Annotated in this window: 23 protein-coding genes and 1 pseudogene; 10 read left to right on the top strand and 14 right to left on the bottom strand. The window is 73.8% G+C overall.

Annotated elements, in window-relative coordinates:
* Positions 1 to 177: 177 nt before the first annotated feature.
* From qcrB to ctaE, 4 genes are all read right to left on the bottom strand, one after another.
* Positions 178 to 1,800: a cytochrome bc1 complex cytochrome b subunit gene (qcrB, locus tag GA0070564_RS23530; protein WP_091612935.1), complete on the bottom strand. Its 1,623-nt coding sequence runs from the start codon at positions 1,798 to 1,800 to the stop codon at positions 178 to 180.
* On the bottom strand, positions 1,797 to 2,885 hold the full coding sequence (gene qcrA / locus GA0070564_RS23525; protein WP_091612932.1) for a cytochrome bc1 complex Rieske iron-sulfur subunit: 1,089 nt from the start codon (positions 2,883 to 2,885) through the stop codon (positions 1,797 to 1,799). Before qcrA ends, qcrB begins: the two co-directional genes overlap by 4 nt.
* A 67-nt stretch (positions 2,886 to 2,952) precedes the next feature.
* On the bottom strand, positions 2,953 to 3,789 hold the full coding sequence (qcrC, locus tag GA0070564_RS23520) for a cytochrome bc1 complex diheme cytochrome c subunit (RefSeq protein WP_088972428.1): 837 nt from the start codon (positions 3,787 to 3,789) through the stop codon (positions 2,953 to 2,955).
* Between the two features lie 73 nt (positions 3,790 to 3,862).
* The gene (gene ctaE / locus GA0070564_RS23515) at positions 3,863 to 4,462 is read right to left on the bottom strand and encodes an aa3-type cytochrome oxidase subunit III (protein WP_091612927.1); all 600 of its coding nucleotides are present in this window, start codon (positions 4,460 to 4,462) and stop codon (positions 3,863 to 3,865) included.
* A gap of 108 nt (positions 4,463 to 4,570) precedes the next feature.
* Between ctaE and GA0070564_RS23510 the strand changes: the two genes are divergently transcribed.
* The 4 genes from GA0070564_RS23510 (at position 4,571) to GA0070564_RS23495 (ending at position 7,660) form a co-directional block, all read left to right on the top strand.
* Complete coding sequence (locus tag GA0070564_RS23510; protein ID WP_091612924.1) at positions 4,571 to 5,554, top strand: cytochrome c oxidase assembly protein; 984 nt, start codon at positions 4,571 to 4,573, stop codon at positions 5,552 to 5,554.
* A gap of 154 nt (positions 5,555 to 5,708) precedes the next feature.
* A complete protein-coding gene (locus GA0070564_RS23505; protein WP_091612919.1) occupies positions 5,709 to 6,104 on the top strand; it encodes a helix-turn-helix domain-containing protein in 396 nt (131 codons plus the stop codon).
* Between the two features lie 103 nt (positions 6,105 to 6,207).
* A complete protein-coding gene (gene trpD / locus GA0070564_RS23500; RefSeq protein WP_091612915.1) occupies positions 6,208 to 7,254 on the top strand; it encodes an anthranilate phosphoribosyltransferase in 1,047 nt (348 codons plus the stop codon).
* A 193-nt stretch (positions 7,255 to 7,447) separates the two neighbouring features.
* The gene (locus tag GA0070564_RS23495) at positions 7,448 to 7,660 is read left to right on the top strand and encodes a hypothetical protein (protein WP_091612911.1); all 213 of its coding nucleotides are present in this window, start codon (positions 7,448 to 7,450) and stop codon (positions 7,658 to 7,660) included.
* A gap of 572 nt (positions 7,661 to 8,232) precedes the next feature.
* Here the strand turns inward: GA0070564_RS23495 and GA0070564_RS23490 are convergent.
* Both GA0070564_RS23490 and ctaC read right to left on the bottom strand, forming a co-directional pair.
* Entirely contained in the window at positions 8,233 to 8,658 is a 426-nt protein-coding gene (locus tag GA0070564_RS23490) for a cytochrome c oxidase subunit 4 (protein ID WP_091612908.1), read from the bottom strand.
* A 10-nt stretch (positions 8,659 to 8,668) separates the two neighbouring features.
* Positions 8,669 to 9,622, bottom strand: a complete 954-nt coding sequence (ctaC, locus tag GA0070564_RS23485) for an aa3-type cytochrome oxidase subunit II (protein ID WP_091612905.1) — start codon at positions 9,620 to 9,622, stop codon at positions 8,669 to 8,671.
* A 171-nt stretch (positions 9,623 to 9,793) separates the two neighbouring features.
* Between ctaC and GA0070564_RS23480 the strand changes: the two genes are divergently transcribed.
* Both GA0070564_RS23480 and GA0070564_RS23475 read left to right on the top strand, forming a co-directional pair.
* Positions 9,794 to 10,945 (top strand): cysteine desulfurase family protein, encoded by a 1,152-nt coding sequence (locus GA0070564_RS23480; protein WP_091612901.1) that lies wholly within the window; start codon positions 9,794 to 9,796, stop codon positions 10,943 to 10,945.
* Between the two features lie 26 nt (positions 10,946 to 10,971).
* Positions 10,972 to 11,187: a sulfurtransferase TusA family protein gene (locus tag GA0070564_RS23475; protein WP_091613595.1), complete on the top strand. Its 216-nt coding sequence runs from the start codon at positions 10,972 to 10,974 to the stop codon at positions 11,185 to 11,187.
* A gap of 109 nt (positions 11,188 to 11,296) precedes the next feature.
* On the opposite strand, the gene GA0070564_RS23470 is transcribed toward GA0070564_RS23475, so the two are convergent.
* The 4 genes from GA0070564_RS23470 to GA0070564_RS23455 all read right to left on the bottom strand — a co-directional run bounded on the left by GA0070564_RS23470 (position 11,297) and on the right by GA0070564_RS23455 (position 14,675).
* Positions 11,297 to 11,836, bottom strand: coding sequence for a P-loop nucleotide/nucleoside kinase family protein (locus GA0070564_RS23470; protein WP_091612897.1), 540 nt, complete (start codon positions 11,834 to 11,836; stop codon positions 11,297 to 11,299).
* Positions 11,833 to 12,810, bottom strand: coding sequence for a carbohydrate kinase family protein (locus tag GA0070564_RS23465; RefSeq protein WP_091612894.1), 978 nt, complete (start codon positions 12,808 to 12,810; stop codon positions 11,833 to 11,835). Before GA0070564_RS23465 ends, GA0070564_RS23470 begins: the two co-directional genes overlap by 4 nt.
* A 221-nt stretch (positions 12,811 to 13,031) precedes the next feature.
* Positions 13,032 to 13,400 (bottom strand): iron-sulfur cluster insertion protein ErpA, encoded by a 369-nt coding sequence (erpA, locus tag GA0070564_RS23460; RefSeq protein WP_088972440.1) that lies wholly within the window; start codon positions 13,398 to 13,400, stop codon positions 13,032 to 13,034.
* Positions 13,401 to 13,538: 138 nt separating this feature from the next.
* Positions 13,539 to 14,675: a glycerate kinase family protein gene (locus tag GA0070564_RS23455; protein WP_091613590.1), complete on the bottom strand. Its 1,137-nt coding sequence runs from the start codon at positions 14,673 to 14,675 to the stop codon at positions 13,539 to 13,541.
* Between the two features lie 67 nt (positions 14,676 to 14,742).
* Here GA0070564_RS23455 and nadA point away from each other — a divergent pair, with 67 nt between their 5' ends.
* The 3 genes from nadA (at position 14,743) to GA0070564_RS23440 (ending at position 18,293) form a co-directional block, all read left to right on the top strand.
* Positions 14,743 to 15,942, top strand: a complete 1,200-nt coding sequence (gene nadA, locus GA0070564_RS23450) for a quinolinate synthase NadA (protein ID WP_091613586.1) — start codon at positions 14,743 to 14,745, stop codon at positions 15,940 to 15,942.
* A 212-nt stretch (positions 15,943 to 16,154) separates the two neighbouring features.
* Positions 16,155 to 17,510: a UDP-N-acetylglucosamine 1-carboxyvinyltransferase gene (gene murA / locus GA0070564_RS23445; protein ID WP_091612891.1), complete on the top strand. Its 1,356-nt coding sequence runs from the start codon at positions 16,155 to 16,157 to the stop codon at positions 17,508 to 17,510.
* 186 nt (positions 17,511 to 17,696) lie between these two features.
* Positions 17,697 to 18,293, top strand: a complete 597-nt coding sequence (locus tag GA0070564_RS23440) for a DUF3043 domain-containing protein (protein ID WP_245670184.1) — start codon at positions 17,697 to 17,699, stop codon at positions 18,291 to 18,293.
* An 85-nt stretch (positions 18,294 to 18,378) separates the two neighbouring features.
* Here the strand turns inward: GA0070564_RS23440 and GA0070564_RS23435 are convergent, their stop codons facing one another.
* From GA0070564_RS23435 to GA0070564_RS23425, 3 genes are read right to left on the bottom strand one after another with little or no spacing between them, the layout of a single operon-like run.
* A complete protein-coding gene (locus GA0070564_RS23435) occupies positions 18,379 to 19,359 on the bottom strand; it encodes an ABC transporter ATP-binding protein (RefSeq protein WP_091612883.1) in 981 nt (326 codons plus the stop codon).
* Complete coding sequence (locus GA0070564_RS23430; RefSeq protein WP_245670183.1) at positions 19,356 to 20,192, bottom strand: ABC transporter permease; 837 nt, start codon at positions 20,190 to 20,192, stop codon at positions 19,356 to 19,358. Before GA0070564_RS23430 ends, GA0070564_RS23435 begins: the two co-directional genes overlap by 4 nt.
* Positions 20,185 to 21,036 carry an ABC transporter permease gene (locus GA0070564_RS23425; protein WP_091613580.1) on the bottom strand — a complete coding sequence of 284 codons (852 nt, stop codon included), beginning with the start codon at positions 21,034 to 21,036 and terminating at the stop codon, positions 20,185 to 20,187. Before GA0070564_RS23425 ends, GA0070564_RS23430 begins: the two co-directional genes overlap by 8 nt.
* A gap of 185 nt (positions 21,037 to 21,221) precedes the next feature.
* Between GA0070564_RS23425 and GA0070564_RS29995 the strand changes: the two genes are divergently transcribed.
* A complete protein-coding gene (locus GA0070564_RS29995) occupies positions 21,222 to 26,405 on the top strand; it encodes a WG repeat-containing protein (protein WP_245670182.1) in 5,184 nt (1,727 codons plus the stop codon).
* A 76-nt stretch (positions 26,406 to 26,481) separates the two neighbouring features.
* Here GA0070564_RS29995 and GA0070564_RS29480 read toward each other — a convergent pair.
* Positions 26,482 to 26,790 (bottom strand): annotated as a pseudogene (locus tag GA0070564_RS29480) (IS701 family transposase); the annotation flags it as partial.

The following is a 26,790-nucleotide window of genomic DNA, read 5'->3' as shown; positions in this document are numbered from 1 at the left end:
CCCCCCTTTTTCGTTGGACCGCACGGATACCCGGCTGACCGGGGTTATTCCTGCGATCTCACCCGTCCGTGCCGGCCCCGTGACCGGCGGAGGGCGGCGGGGACGAGGGGGACGCAAACGGACGTGGCGCCCGCCGGGATCCGGCGGGCGCCACGTCTGCGGCCTTGCGGGGGTACGTCAGCGGCGCTCGCCGCTGGTGATCTCCTCGCGCTCCGGTCGGGGCTCGACCGGCGGGTGACCCGGCGAGACCGGCGCCTCGGCGGGCCGCTCGATCGGGTAGAAGAAGCCCCGGATGGCGGGCCCGAGGGCACCGAGCCGGTTCATCTTCTTCGGCACCACCCAGCCGACGTAGTCCAGCTCACCGTGGCCGTCGTGGTCCGCCGCGGCCAGCGGCTGGTGGACCTCGACGAACCGGCCGTCCGGCAGCCGCTTGATGATGCCGGTCTCCACGCCGTGGGCCAGCACCTCCCGGTCGTGCTGCTGGAGGCCGAGGCAGAGCCGGTACGCGACGTAGTACGCCAGCGGCGGGACGACCAGCAGACCGATCCGGCCCGCCCAGGTCATCGCGTTCAGGCTGATGTGGAACTTGTCGGCGATCACGTCGTTGCCGCCGGAGAGGGTCAGCACGATGTAGAAGGCGACCGCCATGGCGCCCACCGCGGTCCGGGCCGGAACGTCCCGGGGCCGCTGGAGCAGGTTGTGGTGCTTGTAGTCCTTGAGCTGGCGGGCCTCGAGGAACGGGTACATCGTCGACAGGCCCACCAGGATGCCGGGCAGCACGACCGTCGGCCAGAACAGCGGCGGGATGACGTACCCGTCGCCGATCGGGATGTTGATCTGCCAGGCCGGCATGAGCCGGGTCGAGCCGTCGAGGAACATGACGTACCAGTCGGGCTGGCTGGCCGCCGAGACCACCCACGCCTCGTACGGGCCGAAGTACCAGATCGGGTTGATCTGGAACAGGCCGCCCATCAGGGCGATCACGCCGAAGACGACCATGAAGAAGCCGCCCTGCTTGAGCGCGTAGCGCGGGAACATCCGCTCGCCGACCACGTTCTCGTTGGTCCGGCCGGGGCCGGGCCACTGGGTGTGCTTCTGCTTGAAGACCAGGCCCAGGTGGGCGCTGATCAGGGCGACCAGCAGACCCGGGATGAGCAGCACGTGGGCGATGAAGAACCGGCTGATGATGATCTCGCCCGGGAACTCGCCGCCGAAGATCGACGAGGTCAGCCAGGAGCCGATCACCGGGATCGACAGCATGATGCCGGAGGCGATCCGCAGACCGGTGCCGGACAGGCCGTCGTCCGGAAGCGAGTAGCCGGTGAAGCCGGCGAGGAAGCCGACCCAGAACAGCAGCGAGCCGATGATCCAGTTCGTCTCACGCGGCTTGCGGAACGCGCCGGTGAAGAAGACCCGCATCATGTGCACCACGATCGCGGCCATGAACAGCAGCGCCGCCCAGTGGTGCATCTGCCGCATGATCAGACCACCCCGGACGTCGAACGACAGGTCCAGGCTGGAGGCGTACGCGGCCGACATCGGCGTGCCCCGCAGCGGGGCGTAGCTGCCGTTGTAGACGACCTCGGTCATCGCCGGCTCGTAGAAGAAGGTCAGGAAGACACCGGTCATCAGCAGCACGACGAACGAGAAGAGCGCGATCTCGCCGAGCAGGAAGGACCAGTGGTCGGGGAAGACCTTGTTGAGCAGCTTGCGCAGCGGGGTGGCTACCTGAAAGCGGTCGTCCACCGCCCCGGCGGTCTTGGCCGGCAGCGCGGCCGCATCGAACTTTCGGCGCTTCATGGCCGCTCCCAGAAGTCGGGCCCGATGGTTTCGGTGTAGTCGGACTTCGCCACGAAGAAGCCCTCCTCGTCCACCTCGATCGGCAGCTGGGGCAGCCGCCGGCTCGCCGGGCCGAAGATCGGCCGGGCGTTGTCGGTGATGAGGAACTGCGACTGGTGGCACGGGCAGAGCAGCCGGTTGGTCTGCTGCTCGTACAGGCTGGCCGGGCAACCGGCGTGCGTGCAGATCTTGGAGAACGCCGCGTAGTTGCCCCACATGTAGTCGCCGTGGCCGGCCCGCGAGTTCGCCTCCCGGGACTTCTGCGCGTCGTCCTCACGGAGGTGGATGAGCAGGGTCGGCGAGTCGGCGTGCTTGTTGCTGACGCCGTGCTCGATGCCGGGGAACACGGTGAGCTGGCCACCGGCGCTGACGTCCGCCGGGCGGATCGGTCGGCCGTCCTCGCGGACCAGCCGGATCTTCTTCCCGCCCTCGGCCGGCGCGAAGCCGGTGGTGAACATCTGGTTGTTCTTGTGCGGGTTGGAGATCAGGCCACCGACCAGCGGGGCCGCGGCGACCGCGCCCACCGGCAGCAGGCCGGCGACCAGCGAGACACCGAGCAGGGGCCGGCGCTTCACACCCAGCTCGTCGGCCAGGTAGAGCATGGTCTCGCCGGTGATCTTCCGGTCCTCAGCGGGGCCTGGCTGGTCGTGCCGGTCCTGGATCGAGACCTCCTTGGGCAGCAGCTTCTTGCCCCAGGTGAGGATGCCGAAGCCGATGCCGAGCAGGGCCACGCCCAGGGTGAGGCCGAGCAGCGGGGTGTAGAGCTTGTCACCGCCCCGGCCGGCCTCCCACTTCCACGGCCACCAGATGTAGATCACCAGGAAGGCCGTCGCGGCCAGGCCGGTGAGCAGGAACATCAGGGCGACCGTACGGGTCAGCCGACGCTCCGCCTTGCTGCCCGGGACGACCTGCTCCTCGTAGTGGACGATCTCGATGTCGTCCCGACGCGCGCCCTCCTGGACGATGTCGAAGCGGGACGCGCGAGGGTCGTTGACGTCGAGCGGCTCCCGACCCTGCGGGGTCTGGTGCTCGGTGTGGATGCTCATGCCGTCACCTCGTTACGGGCGGTGCCGGCGCACGGCACCACGGCAATGGTACGCAGGATCTGCTCGGTCACGACTTGCCCGCAATCCACAGGCTCGCGAAGACCAGCGCGACGATGCCGATCAGGAAGATCGCCAGGCCCTCGGTGGAGGGGCCGTACCGGCCCAGGTTGAACCCGCCCTGGTCCTGGTCGTGCTTCAGCGTCTCCTGGATGTAGGCGATGATGTCCGCCTTCTGCTCCGGAGTGATCTGGTTGTCACCGAAGACCGGCATGTTCTGCGGGCCGCTCAGCATGGCGGCGTAGATCTGCCGGTCGCTGGCCGGCTTGAGGCTCGGGGCGTACTTGCCGGAGGAGAGCGCGCCGCCGCCACCGCCGAAGGCGTGGCACTGCGAGCAGTTGATCCGGAACAGCTCGCCACCGGCGGCCATGTCGGCGTTGCGGTGCAGGTCGTTACCGGCCGGCACCTGCGGGCCGCCGCCGAGTTCCTGGATGTACTGGCCGAGCTGGCGCACCTGCTCGTCGGTGAAGACCGGCGGCTTGCGCATCGCCTGGGCCTCCTGGCGGGCCATCGGCATCCGCCCGCTGCCCACCTGGAACTCCACCGAGGCGGAGCCGACCCCGACCAGGCTGGGGCCACGACCCTCGACGCCCTGCGCGTTACGGCCGTGGCAGGTCACGCAGCTCACGTCGAACAGCGCCTTGCCCTCGGCCGCGGCGCCGGTCAGCGGCGGGTTCTCCTGCGCCTGCACTCCGGGGGCGAAGACGGTGTAGGCCCCGCCGGCCAGCGTCAGCGCGGCGATCAGCCGGACCGCGGCGCCCAGCCGGCGGCGGCCCCTGCTGCGCGCCGCGGGCCGCCCGCGCAGCCGCGCGAGCAGACCGCCTCGGCGGTCGTTGTCAGAAGTCATGACCTGTGTCCTTAACCGGGTTGGACCTTGTCTCAGGGGACGGAGCAGCGGCGCGGTTCGTGACGCGCCAAGATCACTGAAGCCAGTAGATCATGGCGTAGAGCCCGATCCACACGACGTCGACGAAGTGCCAGTAGTAGGACACCACGATCGCCGAGGTCGCCTGGGCCGGGGTGAACCGGCCCATTGTCGTGCGGACCATGAAGATGATGAAGGCGATGAGACCGCCGGTCACGTGCAGGCCGTGGAAGCCGGTGGTCAGGTAGAACATCGACCCGTAACCGTCTCCGTTGATCTTCACGCCCTCGTGCACCAGCGTCCGGTACTCGTTCGCCTGGCCGAGCACGAAGATCAGACCCATCACGAAGGTGATCGTGAACCACCGCCGCAGGGCGTGGACGTCACCCTTCTCGGCCGCGAAGACACCGAGCTGGCAGGTCACCGAGGACAACACCAGGATCACCGTGAAGGTGGTCGCGTACGGGATGTTGAGGACCTCGGTGTGCTTCTCCCACAGCTCCGGCGCCGCCGCGCGGATCGAGAAGTACATCGCGAACAGCGCCGCGAAGAACATGAGTTCGCTGGAGAGCCACACGATCGTCCCGACGCTGACCATGTTGGGACGCGTCAGGGAGTGGATCCGGCTCTTGTCAATGGCTGGGGCCGCAGTCACGCCGTCATTATTGCCCTTGACCGGCGCGGGCGATCAGCGGGGTGGCAAACCCGTGCGATACCCGGCCCGATCGTGGCGGTCCGGTTCGCCTGGCCTAGCCTGAAAAGCGTGCTGCACGTCGATTCGATCTTCGCCGCCACCTCGGCCGGGGCACCGGCCGGGGCCTCCGCGCTCGCCGCCGGGGGCGCCGGCACGCCGCCGCCGTTCACCGTGGCCCGGATCTTCACCGAGTGGGAGCTGGACAGCTGGCTCGCCCTGGGCCTGGTGGTGGCCGCCGGGCTCTACCTCTACGGGGTGCACCGGCTGCGGCTGCGCGGCGACCGCTGGCCGGTCGCCCGGACGGTGTTCTTCCTCGGACCGGGGCTCGGCGGCATCGCCGCGGTCACCCTCTCCGGGCTGGGCGCGTACGACACCACGCTGCTGTCGGTGCACATGGTGCAGCACATGGTGCTCTCCATGGTCGCGCCGATCTTCCTCGCCCTCGGCGCGCCGGTCACCCTGGCGCTGCGCACCCTGCCGGTCGGACCGCGCAAGCGGCTGCTGGCGGTCGTGCACAGCCGGGTGGCCCGGATCTACACGTTCCCGCTGGTGGCGTTCGCCATCTTCGTGGCCAACCCGTTCGTGCTCTACTTCACCGACCTCTACCGGTTCACCCTGGAGCACGCCTGGGCGCACGAGCTGGTGCACGCCCACTTCATCGCGACCGGCTGCGTCTTCTTCTGGCCGCTGCTCGGCCTGGACCCGCTGCCGGGTCGCTGGCCGTACCCGGGCCGGGCCCTGCTGATGCTGCTCTCGGTGCCGTTCCACACGGTGCTCGGGCTGACGATCATGCAGAGCACCACGCTCTTCGGCGGCGACTGGTACCCGTCGCTCGGACTGACCTGGTCCGACCCCTGGGACGACCAGGTGGTGGCCGGCGGGGTCCTCTGGGCCGGCGGTGAGTTCGTCAGTGTGACCATGCTCGCCGTGCTGGTGGTCCAGTGGATCAAGCAGTCGGAGCGGGAGGCCCGCCGGCTCGACCGCGAGCTGGACCGGCAGGAGGCCCGCGAGCGGGCCGCCGCGGCCGCTGCGGGCGCCGCCGAGCCGGCCTGACGGGCGGGCGTCGTCCTCGTCACACCGGACCGCTACGATCAGCGGGCAGCTACGAGGTGGGAGCCAGCCAGCCAATGAGTGAGCGCAGCGAACGAATCATCAGGCTCAGTGCGATGGTGCCTCAGGACGGCACGGAGCGAAGCGGAGTGCCGTCATGAGCGATCGTCTTTGCACCGTCCTGCTCTACAGCGACGACCCGCAGGTCCGTGACCGGATGCGGATGGCCGTCGGCACCCGGCCCGCGCCCGGGCTTCAGATCGAGTTCGTCGAGGCGTCCGCCTACGCCGAGTGCGTCCGACTGGTCGACGACTACGAGATCGACCTGCTGCTGCTCGACGGCGAGGCCAGCCCGGGCGGCGGCATCGGGATCGCCCGCCAGATCAAGGACGACCGGGACGACTCCCCGCCCACCTGCGTGGTGATCGCCCGGGCCGCCGACCGATGGCTCGCCGCGTACGCGCAGGTCGACGCCACCCTGGTCCACCCGCTCGACCCGGTGACCACCGGCACCACCGTCGCCGGTCTGCTGCGCGCGCACGCGCCGGCCTGATCCGCTCCGGCGGGCGCCCGCCGCCCGCTCCACCGCGCCACCGGCACCGTCGCCGGTGGCGTCGGTGTCCCACCCGCATCCACGCCCGCTCGGGAGGCCCGCCATGGGCGAACGAACCTGGCCGCACCTGCTCAACGCGCTGCTGCGCGGCGAGGAGCTCTCCACCGCGGACACCGCCTGGGCGATGGACGAGATCATGACCGGCGCCGCCACCCCGGCGCAGGTCTCCGCCTTCGCCGTCGCGCTGCGGGCCAAGGGCGAGACGCCGGCCGAACTGGCCGGCCTGGTCGAGGCGATGCTCGGTCGCGCGGTCGAGGTACGCCTGCCCGAGGAGCTGCGCCAGACCGCGTTGGACGTGGTGGGCACCGGCGGTGACCTCGCCCACACCGTCAACATCTCCACCATGACCGCGCTGGTGGTGGCCGGCGCCGGCGTACGCGTGGTCAAGCACGGCAACCGGGCGGCCTCCTCGCTCTGCGGCACGGCCGACCTGCTGGAGTTCCTCGGCGTTCCGCTGGACCTCGGCCCGGAGCAGGTGGCGCGGTGCGTGGCGGAGGCGGGGATCGGCTTCTGCTTCGCCGCCCGTTTCCACCCCGGCATGCGGCACGCCGGCCCGGTACGCCGCGAGATCGGCGTGCCCACCGCCTTCAACTTCCTCGGCCCGCTGACCAACCCGGCCCGCCCCCGGGCCGGCGCGGTCGGCTGCTTCGACCTGCGGATGGCGCCCGTGATGGCGGCGGTCTTCGCCGCCCGCGGCGACTCCGTGGTGGTGATGCGCGGCGAGGACGGCCTCGACGAGTTCAGCACCGCGGCGCCGACCCGGCTCTGGGCGGCGCAGCAGGGGGTCGTGAGAGAGGCCCTGCTGGACGCCACCGAGCTGGGGGTACCCCGGGCCACCCTGGCCGACCTGCGCGGCGGGGACGCCGCGTACAACGCCGGCGTGGCCCGCCGGCTGCTCGCCGGGGAGACCGGCCCGGTACGCGACGCCGTGCTGGTCAACGCGGCCGTCGCGCTGGCCACCCAGGGCCCGCTGGACGGCGACCTGACCGAGGCGCTGCGGGCCGGGATGGGGCGGGCGGCGGAGTCCGTCGACTCGGGGGCGGCGGCCGCCGCGCTGGAGCGCTGGATCGAGGTCGCCCGGTCGCTCTGAGCCGGGTGCCTGGCTTCCCAGCCCTCCTGAGCTGCGCGGACGCCGGGCCGACCGGCGGCGTCGGGAATCGTGTCGGACCCGCGTGCCAAACTACAGGCGAGTAGTTCCCGCCGGCCGCGAACGCGGTGGCGCCCCGCCGGTCCTCGATCGGCCGGTCGGCTCCGGGCGGGACCGCCAGCGAGAGGAGACGCCCGTGTCGGACCGCGAACTGCACTGCGACAACTGCGAGGGCGTTCAGACGTTCGAGGTGCCGCCCTGCGTCGACGGCCACGGCGCCGACTGTCCCGAGCTGGTCTGCACCGGCTGCGGCACCGCCGTGCTGATCGCCACGTTCGCCTTCCCCGCGCCCCGCCTGGCCGACCGTCGCCCGGCACGGCGGCCCGCCCCACACCGCCGGGCCGCCTGAACCGCCACCCGGCCGTTCGGTCCCCGGCCGCACCGGTGAACGGAAGCCGCACCCGCACCCGCACCCGCAACATCGTGCTGGAACCTGGTTGTAGTGGCGTCCCGGCGGATGCGAGGCCACTACAACCAGGATCGAGTGCCCGTCAGGCGCGCACGCCCCGGAGGCCGGCATCCGGGATCGCGCGGATCACGGCCCCCGGCCGCCGACGAGCGGGGCGGCCAGCCCCACGCTCGCCCCGAACCCGCACAGCAGAGGCCGCTCGCCCCGCCTCCACTCCCGCCCCTGTGCATGATCAGGGAGTTCGCGTCGGCGTGGAGATCGAACATGACCCGAACTCCTTGATCACCGCACAGCGCGGGCAAGACCCCGGGAGCACGACCTGTCGCGCACCGCACCCCACAGCGGGCCGCGAACACCACGAGCCGCCGCAACCGGGCGTCCTTCAGCGGCAGGCCCACAGCCCGACCCGACAGGTCGCACCGCGCGCCCGACAGGTCGCATCCCGGGGGTGGGGAACGACGAAGGGCCCGCCTCCCGAGGGAGGCGGGCCCTTCGCGCGGATTGCGGCGGAGTCAGTGCTCCGCGGTGCGCCGGGTGCCGGTGTAGTACTCGAAGAGCAGGCCGCAGGCGCCGAACACGACCGCCACCAGGCCGAGGCCCAGCAGCCAGAACTGCCAGAACACCAGGCCGAGGCCGGCGATCGCGGCGGCCAGCGCCAGCCCGAAGGGCCAGTAGCTGCCCGGGCTGAAGAACCCGATCTCGCCCGCGCCGTCGGCGATCTCGCCGTCGGCCCGGTCCTCGGGGCGCAGGTCGATGCGGCGGGAGACGAACCAGAAGAAGCCGCCGCACATCGAGCAGAGCAGGAACGACAGCAGGAGCGCGACCGTGCCGACCCACTCGACGCGGCCGGACTCACCGGCGGTCCAGGCGCCGTACAGGACGGTCGCGAAGAGCAGGAATCCCGCGATCACCAGGAAGATACGCCACTCGGTCTTCATGCCCGCCTCCTCACTTGCTCGCGCCGGCCGAGGCCGAGTCGGGGTTGAAGTTGGCCGTGTTGCGCCGCGTGTCGAACGGCTTGGTGGTCTCGGCGTACGGCTTCTCGCCGATCGACTCGAGGGCCTCCTGCGTCGACTTGCCCGACTTCTTGGCGGCGAGGAACTGGTCGTACTTCTCCGGGGAGACGACCCGCAGCTCGAAGTTCATGAAGGCGTGGTAGCTGCCGCACAGCTCGGCGCAGCGGCCGACGTACGCGCCCTCCTGGTCGAGCTTGGAGACCTCGAAGACGTTGCGGATGCTGCCCGGCATGACGTCCCGCTTGAACAGCAGCTCCGGCACCCAGAACGAGTGAATGACGTCGCGGCTCTGCTCCTCGAACCGGATCGACCGGTCGGTCGGCAGCACCAGGATCGGGATGACCTCGCTGGTGCCGAGCACCGACGCCACGGTGTTGGCCTCGCGGCCCTGCCCGTCGCGGTAGTTGAACTGCCAGTTCCACTTGAACGCGACGACCTCGACGGTGACGTCCGGGTTCTTCGTGGTCTTGTCCACGTCCGTCTGCACGATGGCGGTGTAGTAGAAGAGCACCGACACGATCAGGATCGGGGCGATCGTGTAGAGGAACTCCATCGGCAGGTTGTACCGGGTCTGCACCGGCAGCTCGTTGCCGCGCTTGCGGTAGCGCACCACGCACCAGAAGATCAGGCCCCACACGAACACGCCGACGGCGAGCGCCGCGATGCAGGAGGCGATCCACAGGTCGTACATGCGGTGCGACTCGGGCGAGATGCCGCCCTGCGGCCAGCCGAAGCCACCGAACGTCTTGCCGACGTCACAGCCGGTCAGCAGGACCAGCAGCGCCGCACCACCGAGACCGAGCCCGGCGAGTCGACCGGCACCCCGTCCCCGACGCGCGCTGTGCCGTACGGCCGACGGCCGTACCTCCGAACTCCTTGCGACCACCTGGTCCTGCCTCCCTAGCGCGCCGTGATGGTGGCTTTCCCTCGACACCACGGCAAAGGCGTCACCGACGGTCGCAGATTACTCGACCATGACGGGCTCAACCGCCTTGGGGTCACTGTCCGCCCCCATCGGTGGGATCTTGGGCATAACGACGGGCTAGCGTGGGGACCTGTGAGCCCTTCCCCGGTCTACCTCGACGCGGCCACCGCCGCGCCGATGCATCCGGTGGCCCGGCAGGCGCTGCTGGCCGCCCTCGACGACGGCTGGGCGGACCCGGCCCGCCTCTACGGCCAGGCCCGCCGGGCCCGCCAGCTCCTGGACGCCGCGCGCGAGGCCGCCGCGCAGGCCATCGGCGTACGCGCGGACGAGCTCTCCTTCACCCCCAGCGGTACGGCGGCGGCGCACTCGGCGGTGCTCGGCGGGTTGACCGGTCGGCGGCGGGTCGGCGGCACGCTGGTGCACTCGGCGATCGAGCACTCGGCGGTGCTGCACGCCGCGCAGTGGCACGAGGCGCGCGGCGGCACGGCGGTGTCGGTGCCGGTGGACCGGCTGGGCGGGCTGGACCTGGCCGCCTGGGCGGCTGCGGTGGCCGCCCCCGGGGTGGCGTTCGCCACGCTGATCGGCGCCAGTCACGAGGTGGGCACCGTGCAACCGGTGCCGGCGGCGGCCGCCGCCTGCGCCGACGCGGGCGTGCCGCTGCACGTGGACGCCGCGCAGCTGGTCGGCCGGGTGCCGCTGCCGGCGGGGTGGTCGGTGCTGACGGCCAGCGCGCACAAGTGGGGCGGGCCGCCCGGCGTGGGGTTGCTGGTGGTCCGCAAGGGCACCCGGTGGGAGTCGCCGTGGCCGGCCGACGAGCGGGAGTCGGGGCGTACCCCCGGGGTGGTGAACCTGCCGGCGGCGGTGGCGGCGGCGGCGAGCCTGCGCGCGGCGGTGGCCGACGCGGCGGCGGAGGCGGCCCGGCTGGCGCCGCTGGTGGACCGGATCCGGGCCCGGGTGGCCGCCGAGGTGCCGGACGTGGAGGTGGTCGGCGACCCGGTGGACCGGCTGCCGCACCTGGTCACCTTCTCCTGCCTGTACGTCGACGGGGAGGCGCTGCTGCACGCGTTGGACCGGCGCGGCTTCGCGGTCTCCTCCGGCTCGTCGTGCACCTCGTCGACGTTGCGCCCGTCGCACGTGCTGGAGGCGATGGGGGTCCTCTCGCACGGCAACGTGCGGGTGTCGCTGCACCGGGAGACCACCGAGGCGGACGTGGAGCGGTTCCTGGCCGAGCTGCCGGGGATCGTCGCCGACCTGCGGGCCGAGGCGGGGGTGACGGGCCTGTGAGCGGAGCGGACCGCGCCGGCGGGCCGGTGCCGGACGAGGTGCTCGACTGCCGGGGTCAGCGCTGCCCGCTGCCGGTGATCAACCTGGCCCGGCGGCTGCCGGAGCTGCCGGTCGGCGCGGTGGTGCGGGTGCTCGCCGACGACCCGGCCGCTGCGGTGGACATCCCGGCGTGGTGCCGGATGCGCGGCCAGGAGTTCGTGGCGGCGCACCCGGACGCCTACGACGTCCGCCGCACCAGCTGACGCCTCCCCCGCCCGCGCAAGTTCGGGGAAGGTGCCGTCACCGGACGCGCGGAGGCAGCACTTTCCCGGAAGATGCCGCCCACCGTCGCCGGCAGCGCGGCGGACGGGGTCAGCGGAGGTAGGCGAGGATGCCGGGGAGGGGGTCGGTGTCGACCGCGGTGTCCACGACCAGGCGCGGACCGACATAGGGCTCGTACCCGGCCCGGCGGACCAGGGTCTGCTCCCAGGTCGGGTAGTGCTCGTCCGGCTGTCGGGCCTCGACCCGGCGGCGGTGCTCCGTCTCGTCGCCGCAGTGCACCTCGACCACCCGCAGCGGCACCCCGGCCCGCTCGGCCAGGTCGTGCCAGAGCCCGCGGGCGCTGGCCACCGGGTTGACCGCGTCCACCACGACGCTCAGCCCGAGCCCCAACTGCACCTCGGCCAGCCCGGCGACGGCGCCGTACGCGGCCATCCCCGGCACGTCACCGACCAGGCCGTAGCGGGCCATCGCCCGCTCGACCGGGTCCACCGGCAGCACCGGCGCGGACAGCGCCGCGCCGACCCGGGCGGCGAGGGTGCTCTTGCCCACGCCGGGCAGGCCGGCGAAGGCCACCAGCAGCGGCCCGCCCCCGGTGGGGGCGGCGCTCACGTCGGCCGGCGACCCGGTCACGGCAGCAGGTGCGGCCGCACGTCCTCGGCGGCGGCGTCGCCGTACGACTCGGCGAGGCGCTTGACGAACAGGTCGGGGCGCACCTCGTACTCCTGGCCGCCGAAGTTCTCCAGCACGAGGGTGGCGAGCAGGCAGCCGACCTGGGCGGCCCGCTCCAGGCCGACGCCCCAGTTGAGCGCGGCGAAGAAGCCGGCCCGGAAGCCGTCGCCGACGCCGGTGGGGTCGACGGCCTGGATCTCCCGGGCGATCGGAACGTGGATGGTGCCGATCTCCCGCCCGACGATCTCCACGCCCTGCTTGCCCAGCGTGGTGACCCGCACCTTCACCCGGTCGAGCAGCTGCTCGTCGGTGAGTCCGGCCTTGCTCAGCAGCAGCGACTTCTCGTACTCGTTGGTCATCAGGTATTCCGCGCCGTCGACCAGGCCGAGCACGTCGGCGCCGTCCATCCGGGCGAGCTGCTGCGACGGGTCGGCGACGAACGGGTAGCCCCGCTCCCGGCACTCGGCCGAGTGCCGGACCATCGCGGCCGGGTCGTTGGCGCTGACCAGCACCAGGTCCAGCCCACCCAGCCGCTGGGCGACGGGGGCCAGCTCGATGTTGCGGGCCTCGCTCATCGCGCCGGCGTAGAAGGAGGCGATCTGGCACATGTCGGTGTCGGTGGTGCAGACGAAGCGGGCGGTGTGCGCCACCTCGCTGACGTGCACCGAGTCGCAGTCGACGCCGTGCCGCTCCAGCCAGGAGCGGTAGTCGGCGAAGTCCGCGCCGACCGCGCCGAGCAGCACCGGGCGCAGCCCCAGCTGGGCCATGCCGAAGGCGATGTTGGCGGCGGTGCCGCCGCGCCGGAGGACCAGTTCGTCGACCAGGAAGGAGAGCGAGACCTTGTCCAGCTGGTCGGCGATGAGCTGGTCGGCGAAGCGACCGGGGAAGCTCATCAGGTGGTCGGTCGCGATCGAGCCGGTCACGGCGATCTTCATGTCAACCCTCGTGGTCGGGAGCACGGCGCGGTCAGCCTACCGGTCGGACCGGGACGACGGTCACCGGTCGGTGGAGAACCGGTCGCCGGACGCACATCCGGACGTCGCCGTACGGACACCCGCGCGGGTACGACAAACGGCGGACCGCCCCTGGTGGGGCGATCCGCCGTCGGGTCAGCTCGGCGCGCCGGACCGCTCGGCCCGGGCCCGGCCGGCGGGACTCAGCTGAACGAGTCGCCGCAGGCGCAGGAGTTGCCGGCGTTCGGGTTGTCGATGGTGAAGCCCTGGGCGTCGATCCGGTCGGCGAAGTCGATCGTCGCGCCGGCCAGGTAGGGCGCGCTCATCCGGTCGACGACCACCTCGACGCCGCCGAAGTCGCTGACGACGTCACCGTCGAGCGAACGCTCGTCGAAGAAGAGCTGGTACCGCAGGCCGGAGCAGCCGCCCGGCTGCACCGCGACCCGGAGCCGCAGGTCGTCGCGGCCCTCCTGCTCGATCAGGGCCTTGACCTTCTCCGCCGCGACGTCGGTGAGGACGATGGACGTAGGGGCCTGGGCCTCGGTCGACTCGGTCTGCGCTGGCGTGGTCACGTGGAAATCTCCCTGCGCGGTATGGGTCCGGACGTCACGGCCAACGTAGCGCGTCGGCCGGTGATTCCCGGTGTGGTCCAGATCCGATCGTACGCCGCACCGGCCGAGGTCACCTCCGGTGGCGTGCAGTCGCGGCGCTCAGCGGCTCCACTGCCGGGCCAGCCGGGCGCCGAGCGCGCGCAGCCCCTCGGCGGGGCGGCCCATCGCCGCCTCGACCCCGCCGTTCTCCTCCCCGCCGAAGTGCTCCACCAGGCTGTACGCGTCGGTCACGCCGGCGGCGGCGGCCTCCCGCCGGCCGGTGCTGACCCGCCCGGCGAGCACCACGCAGGGCACCCCCCGGTCCCGGGCCGCCCCGGCCACCCCGGCGACCACCTTGCCGCGCAGCGACTGGTGGTCGAAGGAGCCCTCGCCGGTGACCACCAGGTCGCAGGTGTCCAGCGCGGCCTCCAGCCCGATGGCCCGGGTGACCAGGCCGATCCCCGACTCGCAGCGGCCGCCGAGGGCGAGGATCGCCGCGCCGAGGCCGCCGGCGGCGCCGCCGCCGGGCAACGCGCCCAGCCCCGGCGGGCAGCCCGGCAGGTCGCGTTCCAGGACGGCGGCCCAGCGCTCCAGCGCGGCGTCGAGCAGCAGCACGTCGGCCCGGTCGGCGCCCTTCTGCGGGCCGTAGACGTTGCTGGCGCCGTGCAGGCCGAGCAGCGGGTTGTCGACGTCGGTGGCGGCGACCAGCCGGGCGTCGCGCAGCCGGGGCGCGCCGTCCAGCGCGGCGACCGCGGCCAGCGCCGCCCCGCCGTACGGCAGGGCCGTGCCGGCCGCGTCGAGCGGGGTGGCCCCGAGCGCGGTGAACAGGCCGGCGCCGCCGTCGTTGGTGGCCGAGCCGCCCAGCCCGATCACCACCGTCCGGGCGCCCGCCTCCACCGCGGCGGTGACCAGGGCGCCCAGCCCGTACGAGGTGGTGGCCCTCGGGTCGCGTTCGGCGGCGGTGAGCAGGTGCAGGCCGCAGGCCTGGGCGCTCTCCAGGTAGGCGGTGCCGTCGTCGGTGACCAGGATCTCACCGGTGACCGGCCGGCCGAGCGGGTCGACGGTGGGCACCGGCAGCCGGCGCCCACCGAGGGCGTCGGCGAGCACGGCGACGAAGCCCGGTCCCCCGTCGGCCAGCGGCCGGACGAGCAGGTCGTCGGCGGGGGCCACCTCCCGCCACCCGCGGGCCACCGCGGTGGCCACCGCCGGGGCGTCCAGGGTGCCGGCGAACTTGTCCGGGCAGAGCAGCACGCGCATGCCGAGCAGTGTGGCAGCCCACACCGGGGACGGCTGCGCGGCGGCGGCGCTGTGGGACCATGGGGGCGTGACTTCGACCTGGGTTGAGCCCTCCAACACCGCCACCGCGCTGCTGCTCCTCGGCCGTGGCAGCGATCCCGCCACCGAGCGTGGCGTGGAGTGTCCGGGTGACCTGCCGGCGCCGAGCGATCCGGACCTGGTGGCCCGGGCTGCGGCGGCCAAGGCCGCGCTCGGCACGAAGGTCTTCGTGCTGGGTCACCACTACCAGCGCGACGAGGTGATCCAGTTCGCCGACGTGACCGGCGACTCGTTCAAGCTGGCCCGGGAGGCGGCGGCCCGCCCGGACGCGGAGTACATCGTCTTCTGCGGCGTGCACTTCATGGCGGAGAGCGCCGACATCCTCACCTCCGACGCGCAGAAGGTGATCCTGCCGGACCTGGCGGCCGGCTGCTCGATGGCCGACATGGCGGTGCTGTCCCAGGTCGAGACCGCCTGGGACGTGCTGACCGAGCTGGGCATCGCGGGCGACACCGTGCCGGTGACGTACATGAACTCCTCCGCCGACATCAAGGGCTTCGTGGGGCGCAACGGCGGGGTGGTCTGCACCTCGTCGAACGCCCGGCGGGCTCTGGAGTGGGCGTACGAGCAGGGCTCCAAGGTGTTCTTCTTCCCCGACCAGCACCTGGGCCGCAACACGGCGGTGCTGGAGATGGGCTTCTCGCTGGACGACTGCGTGCTCTGGGACCCGCACAAGCCCAACGGTGGGCTCACCGCGGAGCAGCTGCGCGACGCCAAGATGATCCTGTGGCGCGGGCACTGCTCGGTGCACGGCCGCTTCACCCTGGACAGCGTCAACGACGTCCGGGAGCGGGTGCCGGGGGTGAACGTGCTGGTCCACCCGGAGTGCCGGCACGAGGTGGTCACCGCCGCCGACCTCGTCGGCTCCACCGAATACATCATCAAGGCCATCGAGGCGGCCCCGGCCGGCTCGGCCTGGGCGGTCGGCACCGAACTGAACCTGGTCCGCCGGCTGGCCCTGGCCCACCCGGACAAGCAGATCATGTTCCTGGACAAGGCCGTCTGCTACTGCTCGACGATGAACCGGATCGACCTGCCGCACCTGGTCTGGGCGCTGGAGGAGCTGGTCGCCGGCCGGGTGGTCAACCAGATCACGGTGGACCCGGACACCGCGCACCACGCCCGGGTGGCCCTGGACCAGATGCTCGCCCTGCCTGGCGCGGACACCCCGCCGCCCACCGCACGCTGATCACCCTCGGTGACGAGCTGACACGGAAACGTACCGGACACCCCAATTAAGGCCGTCCGGGTGATGTGACCGGGTCCATTCTCGTCACCGAGGGCTATGCTGCCTCAGGCGACGACACACGCGGGCCGTTTTCACCTGGCCGCATTCCGGGTAGCGATACAGATCGCGGGCCCACCCCTCACCCGGCACCACCCGACGCGCTGGAGGTTGCGTTGACCGACGACGTACTTGTCGTACACGGAGGTACCCCGCTCGAAGGGCGGATCCGCGTTCGCGGCGCGAAGAACCTGGTCTCCAAGGCGATGGTGGCGGCCCTGCTGGGCGACAGCCCCAGCCGGCTGTTCGACGTACCGAGCATCCGCGACGTCGAGGTGGTCCGGGGCCTGCTCGGCCTGCACGGGGTCAAGGTGACCGACGGCGACGAGGACGGCGAGCTGGTCTTCGACCCGGCGAACGTCGAGAGCGCCAGCACCGACCAGATCAACGTGCACGCGGGTTCCAGCCGGATCCCGATCCTGTTCTGCGGCCCGCTGCTGCACCGCCTGGGCCACGCGTTCATCCCGGACCTCGGCGGCTGCCACATCGGCCCGCGTCCGATCGACTTCCACATGCAGGCGCTGCGCGAGTTCGGCGCGGTCGTCGAGAAGACCCCCGAGGGTCTGCACCTGACCGCGCCCAACGGCCTGCACGGCACCAAGTTCTCCCTGCCGTACCCGAGCGTGGGCGCCACCGAGCAGGTGCTGCTGACCGCCGTGATGGCCAAGGGCGTCACCGAGCTGCGCAACGCCGCCGTCGAGCCGGAGATCATCGACCTGATCTGCATCCTGCAGAAGATGGGCGCGATCATCACCGTGCACACCGACCGGGTCATCGAGATCCAGGGCGTGCCCCGGCTCAGCGGCTACACCCACCGGCCCATCCCGGACCGGATCGAGGCGGCGAGCTGGGCGGCCGCCGCGCTGGCCACCCGCGGTCACGTCGAGGTGCTCGGCGCGCAGCAGGTCGACATGATGACCTTCCTGAACATCTTCCGGTCGATCGGCGGCGCGTACGAGGTCACCGACGCCCGCGCGCCGAAGCTGGGCGACCCGGGCCAGGAGGGCGGCATCCGGTTCTGGCACCCGGGCGGCGAGCTGAACGCGGTCGCGCTGGAGACCGACGTGCACCCCGGTTTCATGACCGACTGGCAGCAGCCCCTGGTGGTGGCGCTGACCCAGGCCCGCGGCCTGTCCATCGTCCACGAGACGGTCTACGAGCAGCGGCTGGGCTACACCGAGGCGCTGAACACGATGGGCGCCAACATCCAGGTCTACCGGGACTGCCTCGGCGGCACCCCGTGCCGGTTCGGCCGCCGCGACTTCAAGCACTCCGCGGTGATCGCCGGCCCGAGCAAGCTGCACGCGGCCGACCTGGTCATCCCGGACCTGCGGGCCGGTTTCAGCCACCTGATCGCCGCGCTGGCCGCCGAGGGCACCTCCCGGGTGTACGGCGTCGACCTGATCAACCGGGGCTACGAGGACTTCGAGAAGAAGCTCGCCGACCTCGGCGCGCACGTCGAGCGTCCGTAACATCACCGCGTCTTTCCTGCGCTACGACGGCTCCAGCTCGGCTGGCGGCCATAATTCGGCCTCCGCGCCGCCAGGCGGCACTCCGGCCCGAATGAGGGCCGGTCTCACGCCGCGCGTCGACCTGGAGCCGTCGCCGGTGCACCCGCGATGTGCACCGGGCACGGCTGGTTGGCTACCCTTGCCGGCGTGCCGTCGCTGTTTCGCCGCAAGTCAGCCGACCTCGTCGAGGAACCCGTCACCCCGGTGACCACCGACGAGGTGTCCGCCGCCCGTACCCGGGGCTACACCCCCGCCAAGGGCCGGGAGACGCCGAAGCGCCCGGGCGCCGGCCGGCGCCCGACCGCCCCGGCCCGGCCGCTGACCAAGGAGGAGGCCCGGGAGCAGCGCCGCAAGGCCCGCGCCGAGGCCGCCGCCGAGTTCCGGCGCGAGGGCGGACCGCGCGACCGCGGCCCGGAGCGCCGGCTGGCTCGGGACGTCGTCGACTCCCGGCGTACGGTGGGCACCTGGTTCTTCGGCGGCGCGCTGATCGTGCTGGTCGGTTCCAACCAGGCGATGCCGCCGATCGTCCGGCTCGTCTCCAACATCGTCTGGGGCGCGCTGGCGCTCGGCCTGGTGGTCGACTCGATCCTGATCTGCCGCAAGATCGGCGGGCTGGTCCGGGAGCGGTTCCCGCGCAGCGGCGAGCGGATGGGTTCGCTCTACCTGTACGCGATCATGCGGTCGATCACCTTCCGCCGGATGCGCGCGCCCGCGCCGCAGGTCGCCATCGGCGACAAGATCTGACTCGTTCGGCTCCACCGGCCCCTGCCCGCACCGCGGGCGGGGGCCGGGTCCGGTCCGTGTCGGCTCAGCCGCCGAGCCCGGGCGCTCAGCCGCCGGCTCGGGCTTCGGGGACCGGGGCTCGGTACAGCCGGGTGACCACGTCCTCGATCCGCGGCTCCTCGATCGAGATGTCCCGCAGGGCGGCCAGGCCGGCCAGCGCCGACACCACCTCGGCCACCCCGGCGGACTCCAGGGCGTACACCAGGCGGCGACCGTCGGCCTCCACGCCGACCAGCGGCGCGCCGGGCGGCGCCGGCGCCTCGGCCAGGGCGGCGTCCAGCTCGGCGACGACCAGCCGGCGGGAGCCGTACCGGCGGTGCAGCTCGGCGATCGTGCCGTCGTGCACCACCCGGCCGTGGTCGATCACCACCAGCCGGTGGCAGAGCCGCTCGATGTCGGCCAGGTCGTGGGTGGTGAGCACCAGGGTGGTGTCGCCGGCGCGGCCCAGCTCGGCGAGGAAGTCCCGGACGGCCTGCCTGCTGACCACGTCCAACCCGATGGTCGGCTCGTCGAGGAAGAGCACCTCGGGACCGTGCAGCAGGGCGGCGGTGAGCTCGCCGCGCATCCGCTGGCCGAGCGAGAGCTGCCGGACCGGGACGTCCAGGAAGCCGTCGAGGTCGAGCAGGTCGCGGCAGCGGCGCAGCCGGGCGGCGTGCTCGGCCGCCGGCACCCGGTAGACGTGCCGGAGCAGGTCGAACGAGTCCCGCAGCGGCAGGTCCCACCAGAGCTGCGAGCGCTGCCCGAAGACCACCCCGATCCGCAGCGCCAGCCGGGTCCGGTCCGGCACCGGGCGCAGCCCGCAGACGCGTACCTCCCCCGCCGACGGGGTGAGCACCCCGGTCAGCATCTTGAGGGTGGTGGACTTGCCCGCGCCGTTGGGGCCGATGTAGCCGAGCATCTCGCCCCGCTGGACCCGCAGGTCGATCCCGTCCACGGCGGTCACGGTCCGCTTCGTCCGGCGCAGCCGGCCGGCCTTCACCCGGACCGTGAACTCCTTGCGCAGTCCGGCCATCTCGATCACGCTCATGACCCCGTACTCCGGTAGTGACGGATCCCGGCGCGCCACGCCGCGGCCGCGCCGGCGGCGGCGACCAGCGCCACGCCGGGCGCGGCCCAGCCGGCCCAGGCCGGCAGGCCGAGCGGGTCGGCCCGGCCGAGCAGGGCCAGCGCCGGGTGGTAACTGACGAAGGCGAACCCCATCCCGTACGCGAAGATCGCGCGGAACCACCCGCCGTAGACGGTGACCGGGTACGAGGTGAAGTCGCGCCCGCCGTAGGTGACCGAGCTGGCCAGCTCCCCCGAGTCGATCCAGTAGAACGAGACGGTGGCGGTGGCCACGAAGACCGAGCCGAAGAACACCACCGCGGCCAGCGGGGCGGCCACCACCAGCGCCAGCCGGGCCGGCGTCCAGTCGATCCCGGCCGTGCCGACCGCGAAGACCAGCACCGCCAGCCCGAAGAGCGCCCGGGACACCTTGCGCAGCGGCAGATCCATCAGCAGCAGCTGGGGCAGCGCGCCCAGCGGGCGGACCAGCACCGCGTCGAACAGCCCGGTGCGCACGTAGCGGGGCAGCCGTTCGATGTTGCCGACCAGCAGGTCGGCGACGGCGAACGCCGAGGAGGACAGGCCGACGATCACCAGCGTCTCCCGCAGGGTGAAGCCGCCCAGCTCCCGGGTGACCCCGAAGATCACCAGCACGGTGACCACGTCGAAGACCGTGGCGCCCACGTTGCCCACCAGGTCCACCACGAACGAGGTCCGGTACGCCGTCTGCGACCGGGCCTGCGCCCTCAGCAGCGCCCGGTACGCGGCCAGCGCGCCCCGCACGCCCGGCCGGGCGGCGGACAGCGGCTCAGCCACCCTGCACGACCATCCGGCGCTCGGCCCGCCGCTGCACCAGCCGGCAGAGCAGCAGGATCGCCACGGCCCAACCGACCTGCAACCCGACCAGTTCGAGCTGGGTGGCCGGCGGGTCCCGCTCGACCAGCACGTCCAGCGGGGTCTGGAACAGGCTGGGGAACGGGGTGATCAGCCAGAGTGGACGCAGCAGCCCGTCGGGCAGGAAGCGCAGCGGGAAGTAGAGTCCGGCGAGCACGCCGGAGCAGAGGGTCCAGAGGATCATGGCGCCCCGCACGTCGTACAACCAGTACGCGGTGGCGTTGACCAGGTAGCGGCAGCCGAAGCAGAGCAGCACGGCGACCAGCACGGAGAACACGAAGAGCGGCCCGGTGGCCGCCCGCTGCGGCAGGTAGACGTCGAAGAAGAGCGGTCCGACCAGCACCGGAGGCAGCAGCCGGGAGAACGCCGCCCAGCCGGCCCGGCCCAGGTCGGTGGCAAGGTAGCTGGTCACCGGGTGGATCGGGCGGAGCAGGTCGGCGGCGATCTCGCCGGTACGGATTCGGTCGGCGAGCTCGGTCCAACCCCAGAGCAGGATCACCGCCAGCAGGCCCTGACCGACCCAGACGAAGGTGGCCAGCTGGGCCCGGTCGTACCCGGCGACGGTGCCGGCGGCGCCGACGGCGGCGAGGAGGACGTAGCAGCGCAGGAAGCCGAAGACCGTGTTGGTGACGACTCCGGCGACCGCCGCCTGCCGGTAGGTGGCGTGCCGACGAAAGCCCGAACCGACTATTGCGCTAAATGTCCGAATCCTTAGGATAACGTTTGTGCCCGTGGGTCGCGCCACAGTGGCGGTGAAGGAACCCACGCCGTTACCCTCCATCCGCAGCCAGACCCGGCCGGAACGTGCGACTCTACCGCCGGTTCCGGCGCCGGGCGCGACAATTTCCAACGAGGTGACACCGCCGTGAGCAAGCGACGCGAGCCGGCTACGGGTTCGGTCGTGAGCCGGCGACCGGGACCGACCGCCACACCAGTCGGCGAGGTCTCCCGATGAACGGCTACGACCGCTGGCGCGACCTGGGCGGCCCGTCCTGGGCGGAGGAGCCGACCCACGAGTGGCAGCCGCAGTTCCCCGGGCAGCGCTACCCGGGCGACATCGGCGCCCGCTCCACGCCCCCGGCGACCGCCCGGGCCCGCGCCGTCGTCGGCCGGGCCGAGGTGCAGCCGGTCAGCCCCGCGACCGGTGACGCGTACCCCGGCGGGCCGGTGACCGACGACCGTCGCGGCGCCCCGGACGGGCGGCGCAGCTGGGACGAACGCCGGGCGGCGCGTCCCGTCGAGCCGCCACACCCGGCGGCGGACCACCGCGGACCCGGGGACGGCCGGTCCACCCTCGACGGCCGACGGGACCGGACCGACCCGCGAGGCGAACCGGACGGGCGACGCGGCTGGGCGGACCGGCGTGCCGCCCACCCCGCACCGCCGCACCCGGCGGACCAGTCCACCGGCCGGCGCGCCGACCACGCCCGGCCCGAGCAGCACGGACCGGAGTGGACGGTCGACCGGGACCGGCCGGCCGGCTGGCACGGCGACCGGGAACCCGACCCCCGCCGGGACCGGCCGGCCGCCGGGCGCTGGGCGCGTCCCGAGGCCGCCGGCCACCCGGCAGCCGCCGGGCCGCTCCGGGGCGAGCCGGGCTGGCTGCCCGAGCCGGAGGAGGCGGCCCGACACCCGCGTACCCACGACCAGCCGGCCCCCGACCGGCGCCCGACCGACGGTCGGCCCGACCGAGACGTCGAGGGACGCGGCCGGGCGGGCGGGGAGCCCGGCGGGCGCGGTCCCGGCGGGGCGCCGCAGCGGCCGACACTGACGGAGTACGGCCCGGACGGCCGGGCCGACGGGTGGGACCGGCCGCAGCCCCGGGCGGCGAGTGGGCGCTCGGAGCCGTACCGGGCGGCCGACGGCCGTCCCGCCCCAGACCGCGACGGTGGGCTGCGCTGGCCCGAGCCGGGCCCGATCCGCCCTGGACGCCCCTACGACGACGGCGGGCGCCCCGGCGCGGGGCAGCCCCGCACCGAGGACCGTGGCGCGCCCGGACCGCGCCGGCCCGGCGAGTGGCCGGTCCCCGGGCGGCAGCACGCCCGCACCGGACCCGAGGCCCCGCCGGACGGCACCCGCCGCACGCCCGACGGGCGGCGGGTCGACGAACGTCACGGCCCCACTCCGGAGCTGCGCCCCACCGACGGGCGGACACCGCTCACGCCGGGTGGCCGGCCACCGGTGGACCGCCCGGGGTACGCCCCGGACACCCGGCCGGTGGACCGGCCCGCCGACGAGCGCGGCCGGTACCGGACCGACCAGACCGGCGCCCGGCCGCGCCCCGAACCTGAGCACCCCCGGTCCCGGCCCGACGAGCGCGCGGCCGGCTACCCGCCGGCGGCGCAGCACCCCGTCGCGGGGCCGAGCCGCCCCCGGTCGGACGAGCGGCGCCCCGACGAGCGCTGGGCCGAGGAGCGACGTCCGGAGCAGCGACGTCCCGACGAGCGTCGGGTCGAGCAGCGGCATCCCGACGACCGTCGGCCCGAACAGCGGCTTCCCGACGAGCGTCGGATCGAGGAGCGGCTTCCCGACGAGCGTCGGGCCGAGGAGCGACGGACCGAGCTGCGGCGCACCGAGGATGTCCGGCCGGAGACGCACCAGCCGGACCGACGGGTGGAACGGCCCGGGTTCGACGGTCAGCCTCGCCTCGACCAGCGGACCGGAGTCGATCCACGTGGGCCGGTCCACCCGGGCGGGCAACCGCCGGTGCCTGGCCCCCAGGGTGCAGACGGTCGCTCCCGGGTCGAGCACCGTGCCGACGTTCCCCCGGTGCGCCCCGCCTCCGCTCCCCCGTTCCCCATCTCGGGCGCCCCGGTGTCGGGTGTCCCGACGTCCGGCGCCCCGGTGTCCGGCGTGCCCGTGTCCGGTGCGCCCGTGTCCGGTGTTCCGGTGTCCGGCGCCCCTGTCTCCGGCGCTCCGGTGTCCGGCGGACCCGGGCCCGGTGTGCCCGTCTCGGGCAGGCCGAACTCGGCGGGGGACGCACCGCAGCGGCCGGCCGGCCGGGTCGGCGACCCCTCCGCCCAGCCGCTGGTGGGCGGGACGCCGCCGGCGGACCAGGGGCCGCCCGCGGCCCGAATGCGGGTCGAGTTCCTGCCTGCCCCCGGTCCGGGACCACGCGACGACGACCGATCCGACCAGGCCGCTCCGCAGACCGGCCCGGAGGCGGAAGCGGCCACGCCCGCGCCGGCCGACGCCCCGGCACCGGCACCGGCCGACCCCGACCCGACGGTCACCTCCGACCCGACGGTCGAGCCCGTGCCGACCGACGTGCCGGCAGCGGCCGGCGCCGACAGGACGTCCGCGCCCGCTCCCCGAGAGGGGTCCGCACCCGACGAGCCGCGGCCGGCGGCACCGGTTCCGCCGGCCGGTCCGGCCGCCGCGCCGACGCCGGTGTCCCCCGCCGCGCCGGTCGTACCGGTCTCCGGCCCACCGGCCGCCCCCGACCCGTCACCGCAGCTCGAACCAGCGGCCGCCGTGGACGACGTGCCGTACCCGGGACAGGCACCGTACGCGGGAGCGTCGCCGTACGCGGGTGTGTCGCCACGCCTCGACCCGTCGCAGCGTCCGACGACGCCGCCACCGGCGACCCGTCCCGACCGATCGACCGGTTCACCCGTCGAGCCGTCGGCGGATCCGCAGCCGGTCACCGGGCCGTCCACGGCCGACCGGGCGACGGCCGGGTCGGAGCCGGCGGACGTGCCGTTCTCCTCGGCGGGGCACGACGCTCCCGCCGTCGCCCGGGTCGCCGACGGTGTCGGTGCCCCGGCTCCTGCGCAGCCCGCGAGCGACCTCACCGAGCCGGCGTCGTCCGCCGCGACCATGGAGGACGCCCCTCGTACCGGGCCGTCGGACGAGCCGGCCGACTCTCCCACCGCACCCGGCCCGGACCCGGCAGCCCCCGTCATCGGCACACCCGGTCCCGTCGCGGCACCGGCCGGCAGCGCCACGACGACACCCGGACCCGCCACGACGACACCAGGACCGGTCCCGGTGGCCGTGGACACCGCCACGACCACGCCGCAACCGGCGGCCGAGGCTCCGGCGGCCCGGCCCTCGACGCCCGCCGAGGACGACGACGCCGGGGCCTGGTTCCGACCACGCCGCCCGACGCCCACCGCCCCGACGTCGACCCCGCCGGTTCCGGCGCCGTCCGTCGCGGACTCCGCTCCGCAGGCCGCCCCGGTCTCCACCACGGCCGACGCGCCCAGGCCCGACCCGGCCGGCACCGACGGCGCGACCGCCACAGCGTCCGACGACGCAACCGGCGCAGCGCCCGGCAAGGCCACCCCGGCCGTCGGCGGGCCCCCGGCCGACCCTCGAACCGGCACCGGCGGAGAGCCGGCCGGCTCGGACCGGCCCGGCGACGACAGCGCCCCGGCGGGCGGCGACGAACCCCGGCCGGCCGTACCGCGCACGGACGGCCCGGCCGCCGACCCGGCCGCAGACCCGACTCCGAGCAGCGACGCCCGGCCGGCCGTACGGACCGCCGAAGGCGCCGCCGAGCCGGCCGACGTACCGTCCGCGACGGCAGGCCGACCCGCGCCGGTCGCGCCCGCCACGGACCCCGAGGACCACCCGGCCGAGGCCACCGCGGGTCCGGCGCCGGAGATCGTGCCGTCGGTGGATACGACGCCCGTGGCCGACCGCCCGTCGACGGACCCGGACGACGCCGCGGCCGACCCGCTCCGCACCGGCTCGCCCGGCGATCCCCGCCCCGCGGCGCAGCCCGTGGCCGACGAGGCGCCGGCGGTGGAGCGGCGCCCGTCCGGCGGTACGCACCCCGCCCCCGAACCGCGTCGACCCGACGAGCCTCGACCCGACGTCCGGCAGCAGGACCCCGAGCAGGTGCTCGCCGGCCTCCGGTTCCGCCTCGACCCGCGGACCCTGCGGGAGGAGCCCGGCGACCCCGAGCTGCTGCGTACGGTCCGTGACCGGCTCACCGCCAAACTGGGCGCCGCCCTGGACAACCCGTCGCGGGCCCGGCTGCTCAGCCTTCGGGCGGTGGTGTCGCGGATCCTCGGCAACCTGGACGACGCGCTGGCCGACGGCCGGCTGGCCCTCACGTACGCGGAGATCACCGGCGAGTTGCGGCGGACCGCGCTGGCCCGCGCGCGGCTGGCCCAGGTGCTGCGCTGGCGGGGCGAGTACGCCGAGGCCGACCGCCTGTACGTCGAGGCGAACTCGCCCGAGCTGCCCGGTCGGCTGCGCGCCGCCCTGCACGAGCACGCCGCCCGCTGCGCCTACGACCAGGGACGGTTCATCGAGGCGTGCGACCACTTCGAGCGGGCCCTCGACCTCGGTCACGACGCCGATCCGGAGCTGGTCGCCCGGGTCCGGGTGGGGCTGGACGCGGTCCGCGACCGGATCACCGCAGAGGGCTTCGGGCCGTTCCCGCGGGACCGGGACGAGATCCTGCGCAGCTCCCGCTACCCGGTGCCGGCCTTCGACGGGCAGCGGGAGCGGTGGGGGTACGCCGACGCCGACGGCGAGCTGGTGATCGCCGGCGAGTACGCCGAGGCGCAGCCCTTCCACGAGGGCCTGGCCTGGGTACGTCGCCCGGAGGCCACCCGCTGGGCGCTGATCGACGAGACCGGGGCGGTACGCATCGAGTCGAACAACGGCTACCGGGCGGTCGGTCCGTTCTCCCAGGGGCTGGCCTGGGTGTCCATGGACGGCACCGGCAACTGGATGGCCGTGGACCCGACAAACATCGTGCAGATCCCGCCCGGCTTCTCCGACGTACGCCCGTTCTCCGGTGGGGTGGCGGCGGTGCGGCGGGGTGGCTGGGGCGCGGTCGACCGGGCCGGCCGGATGGTCGTGCCGACCCGGCACCAGGGGTTCGTCACCGCGCTCGCCGACGGTCGGCCCGTGGACGGCTTCACCGAGGAGGGGCTGGCCGTGGTCGAGTCGGACGGCCGCCGGGGCGTGGTCGACCGGACCGGCCGGGTGCTGGTGGAGCCGGTCTGGCCGGCGCTGCTGATCCACCCGGTGGCGTTCCTGGTGGCCGACGGCGGCGGCCGGTGGGGCGCGCTGGACCGGCGGGGCGAGCCGCTGATCGACCCGGTGCACCCGGGTCGGGCGGAGGTGCTGGTGGAGATCGACCGGCTGCTCACCGACGCCACCCCGGTGCTCTGAGCCGGCCGCCGCGGCGCGCTGAGCCCACCCGGCGGGGCCGGTCGGGCGGGACTAGTACGGCAGCCGCCGTTCGGGATCATGGCTGGAGTTCGAGGTTGAGGCGGCGTGTGTAGTGGGCTCGGCGGGCTCGGGCTTGATGCCGGCGTCGCCAGCCTGACCAGTGCAAACGGTGGGCGAGGTCGCTGATCGGGTGGATGATGCAGGCGTTGATCAGTCGGCGGATCTCGTTGACGGTGAGCTTGATCAGGCCGTTATCGGCGTGGTCCTGGTCGGCAATGTCGGCGGCGCAGATCGCCAGGACGGCGAGGGCGGCCAGGGCCAGGGTGGTGAACCGGTGCCAGGAGTCCCAACGGCGGACCTGGTGCTGGTCCAGACCGACCTGGCT

The sequence above is a fragment of the Micromonospora mirobrigensis genome (assembly GCF_900091555.1).
Taxonomy (GTDB): Bacteria; Actinomycetota; Actinomycetes; order Mycobacteriales; family Micromonosporaceae; genus Micromonospora; species Micromonospora mirobrigensis.
The sequence above is the reverse complement of the archived record's forward strand: the minus strand, read 5'-3'. Positions and strand labels throughout refer to the sequence as shown.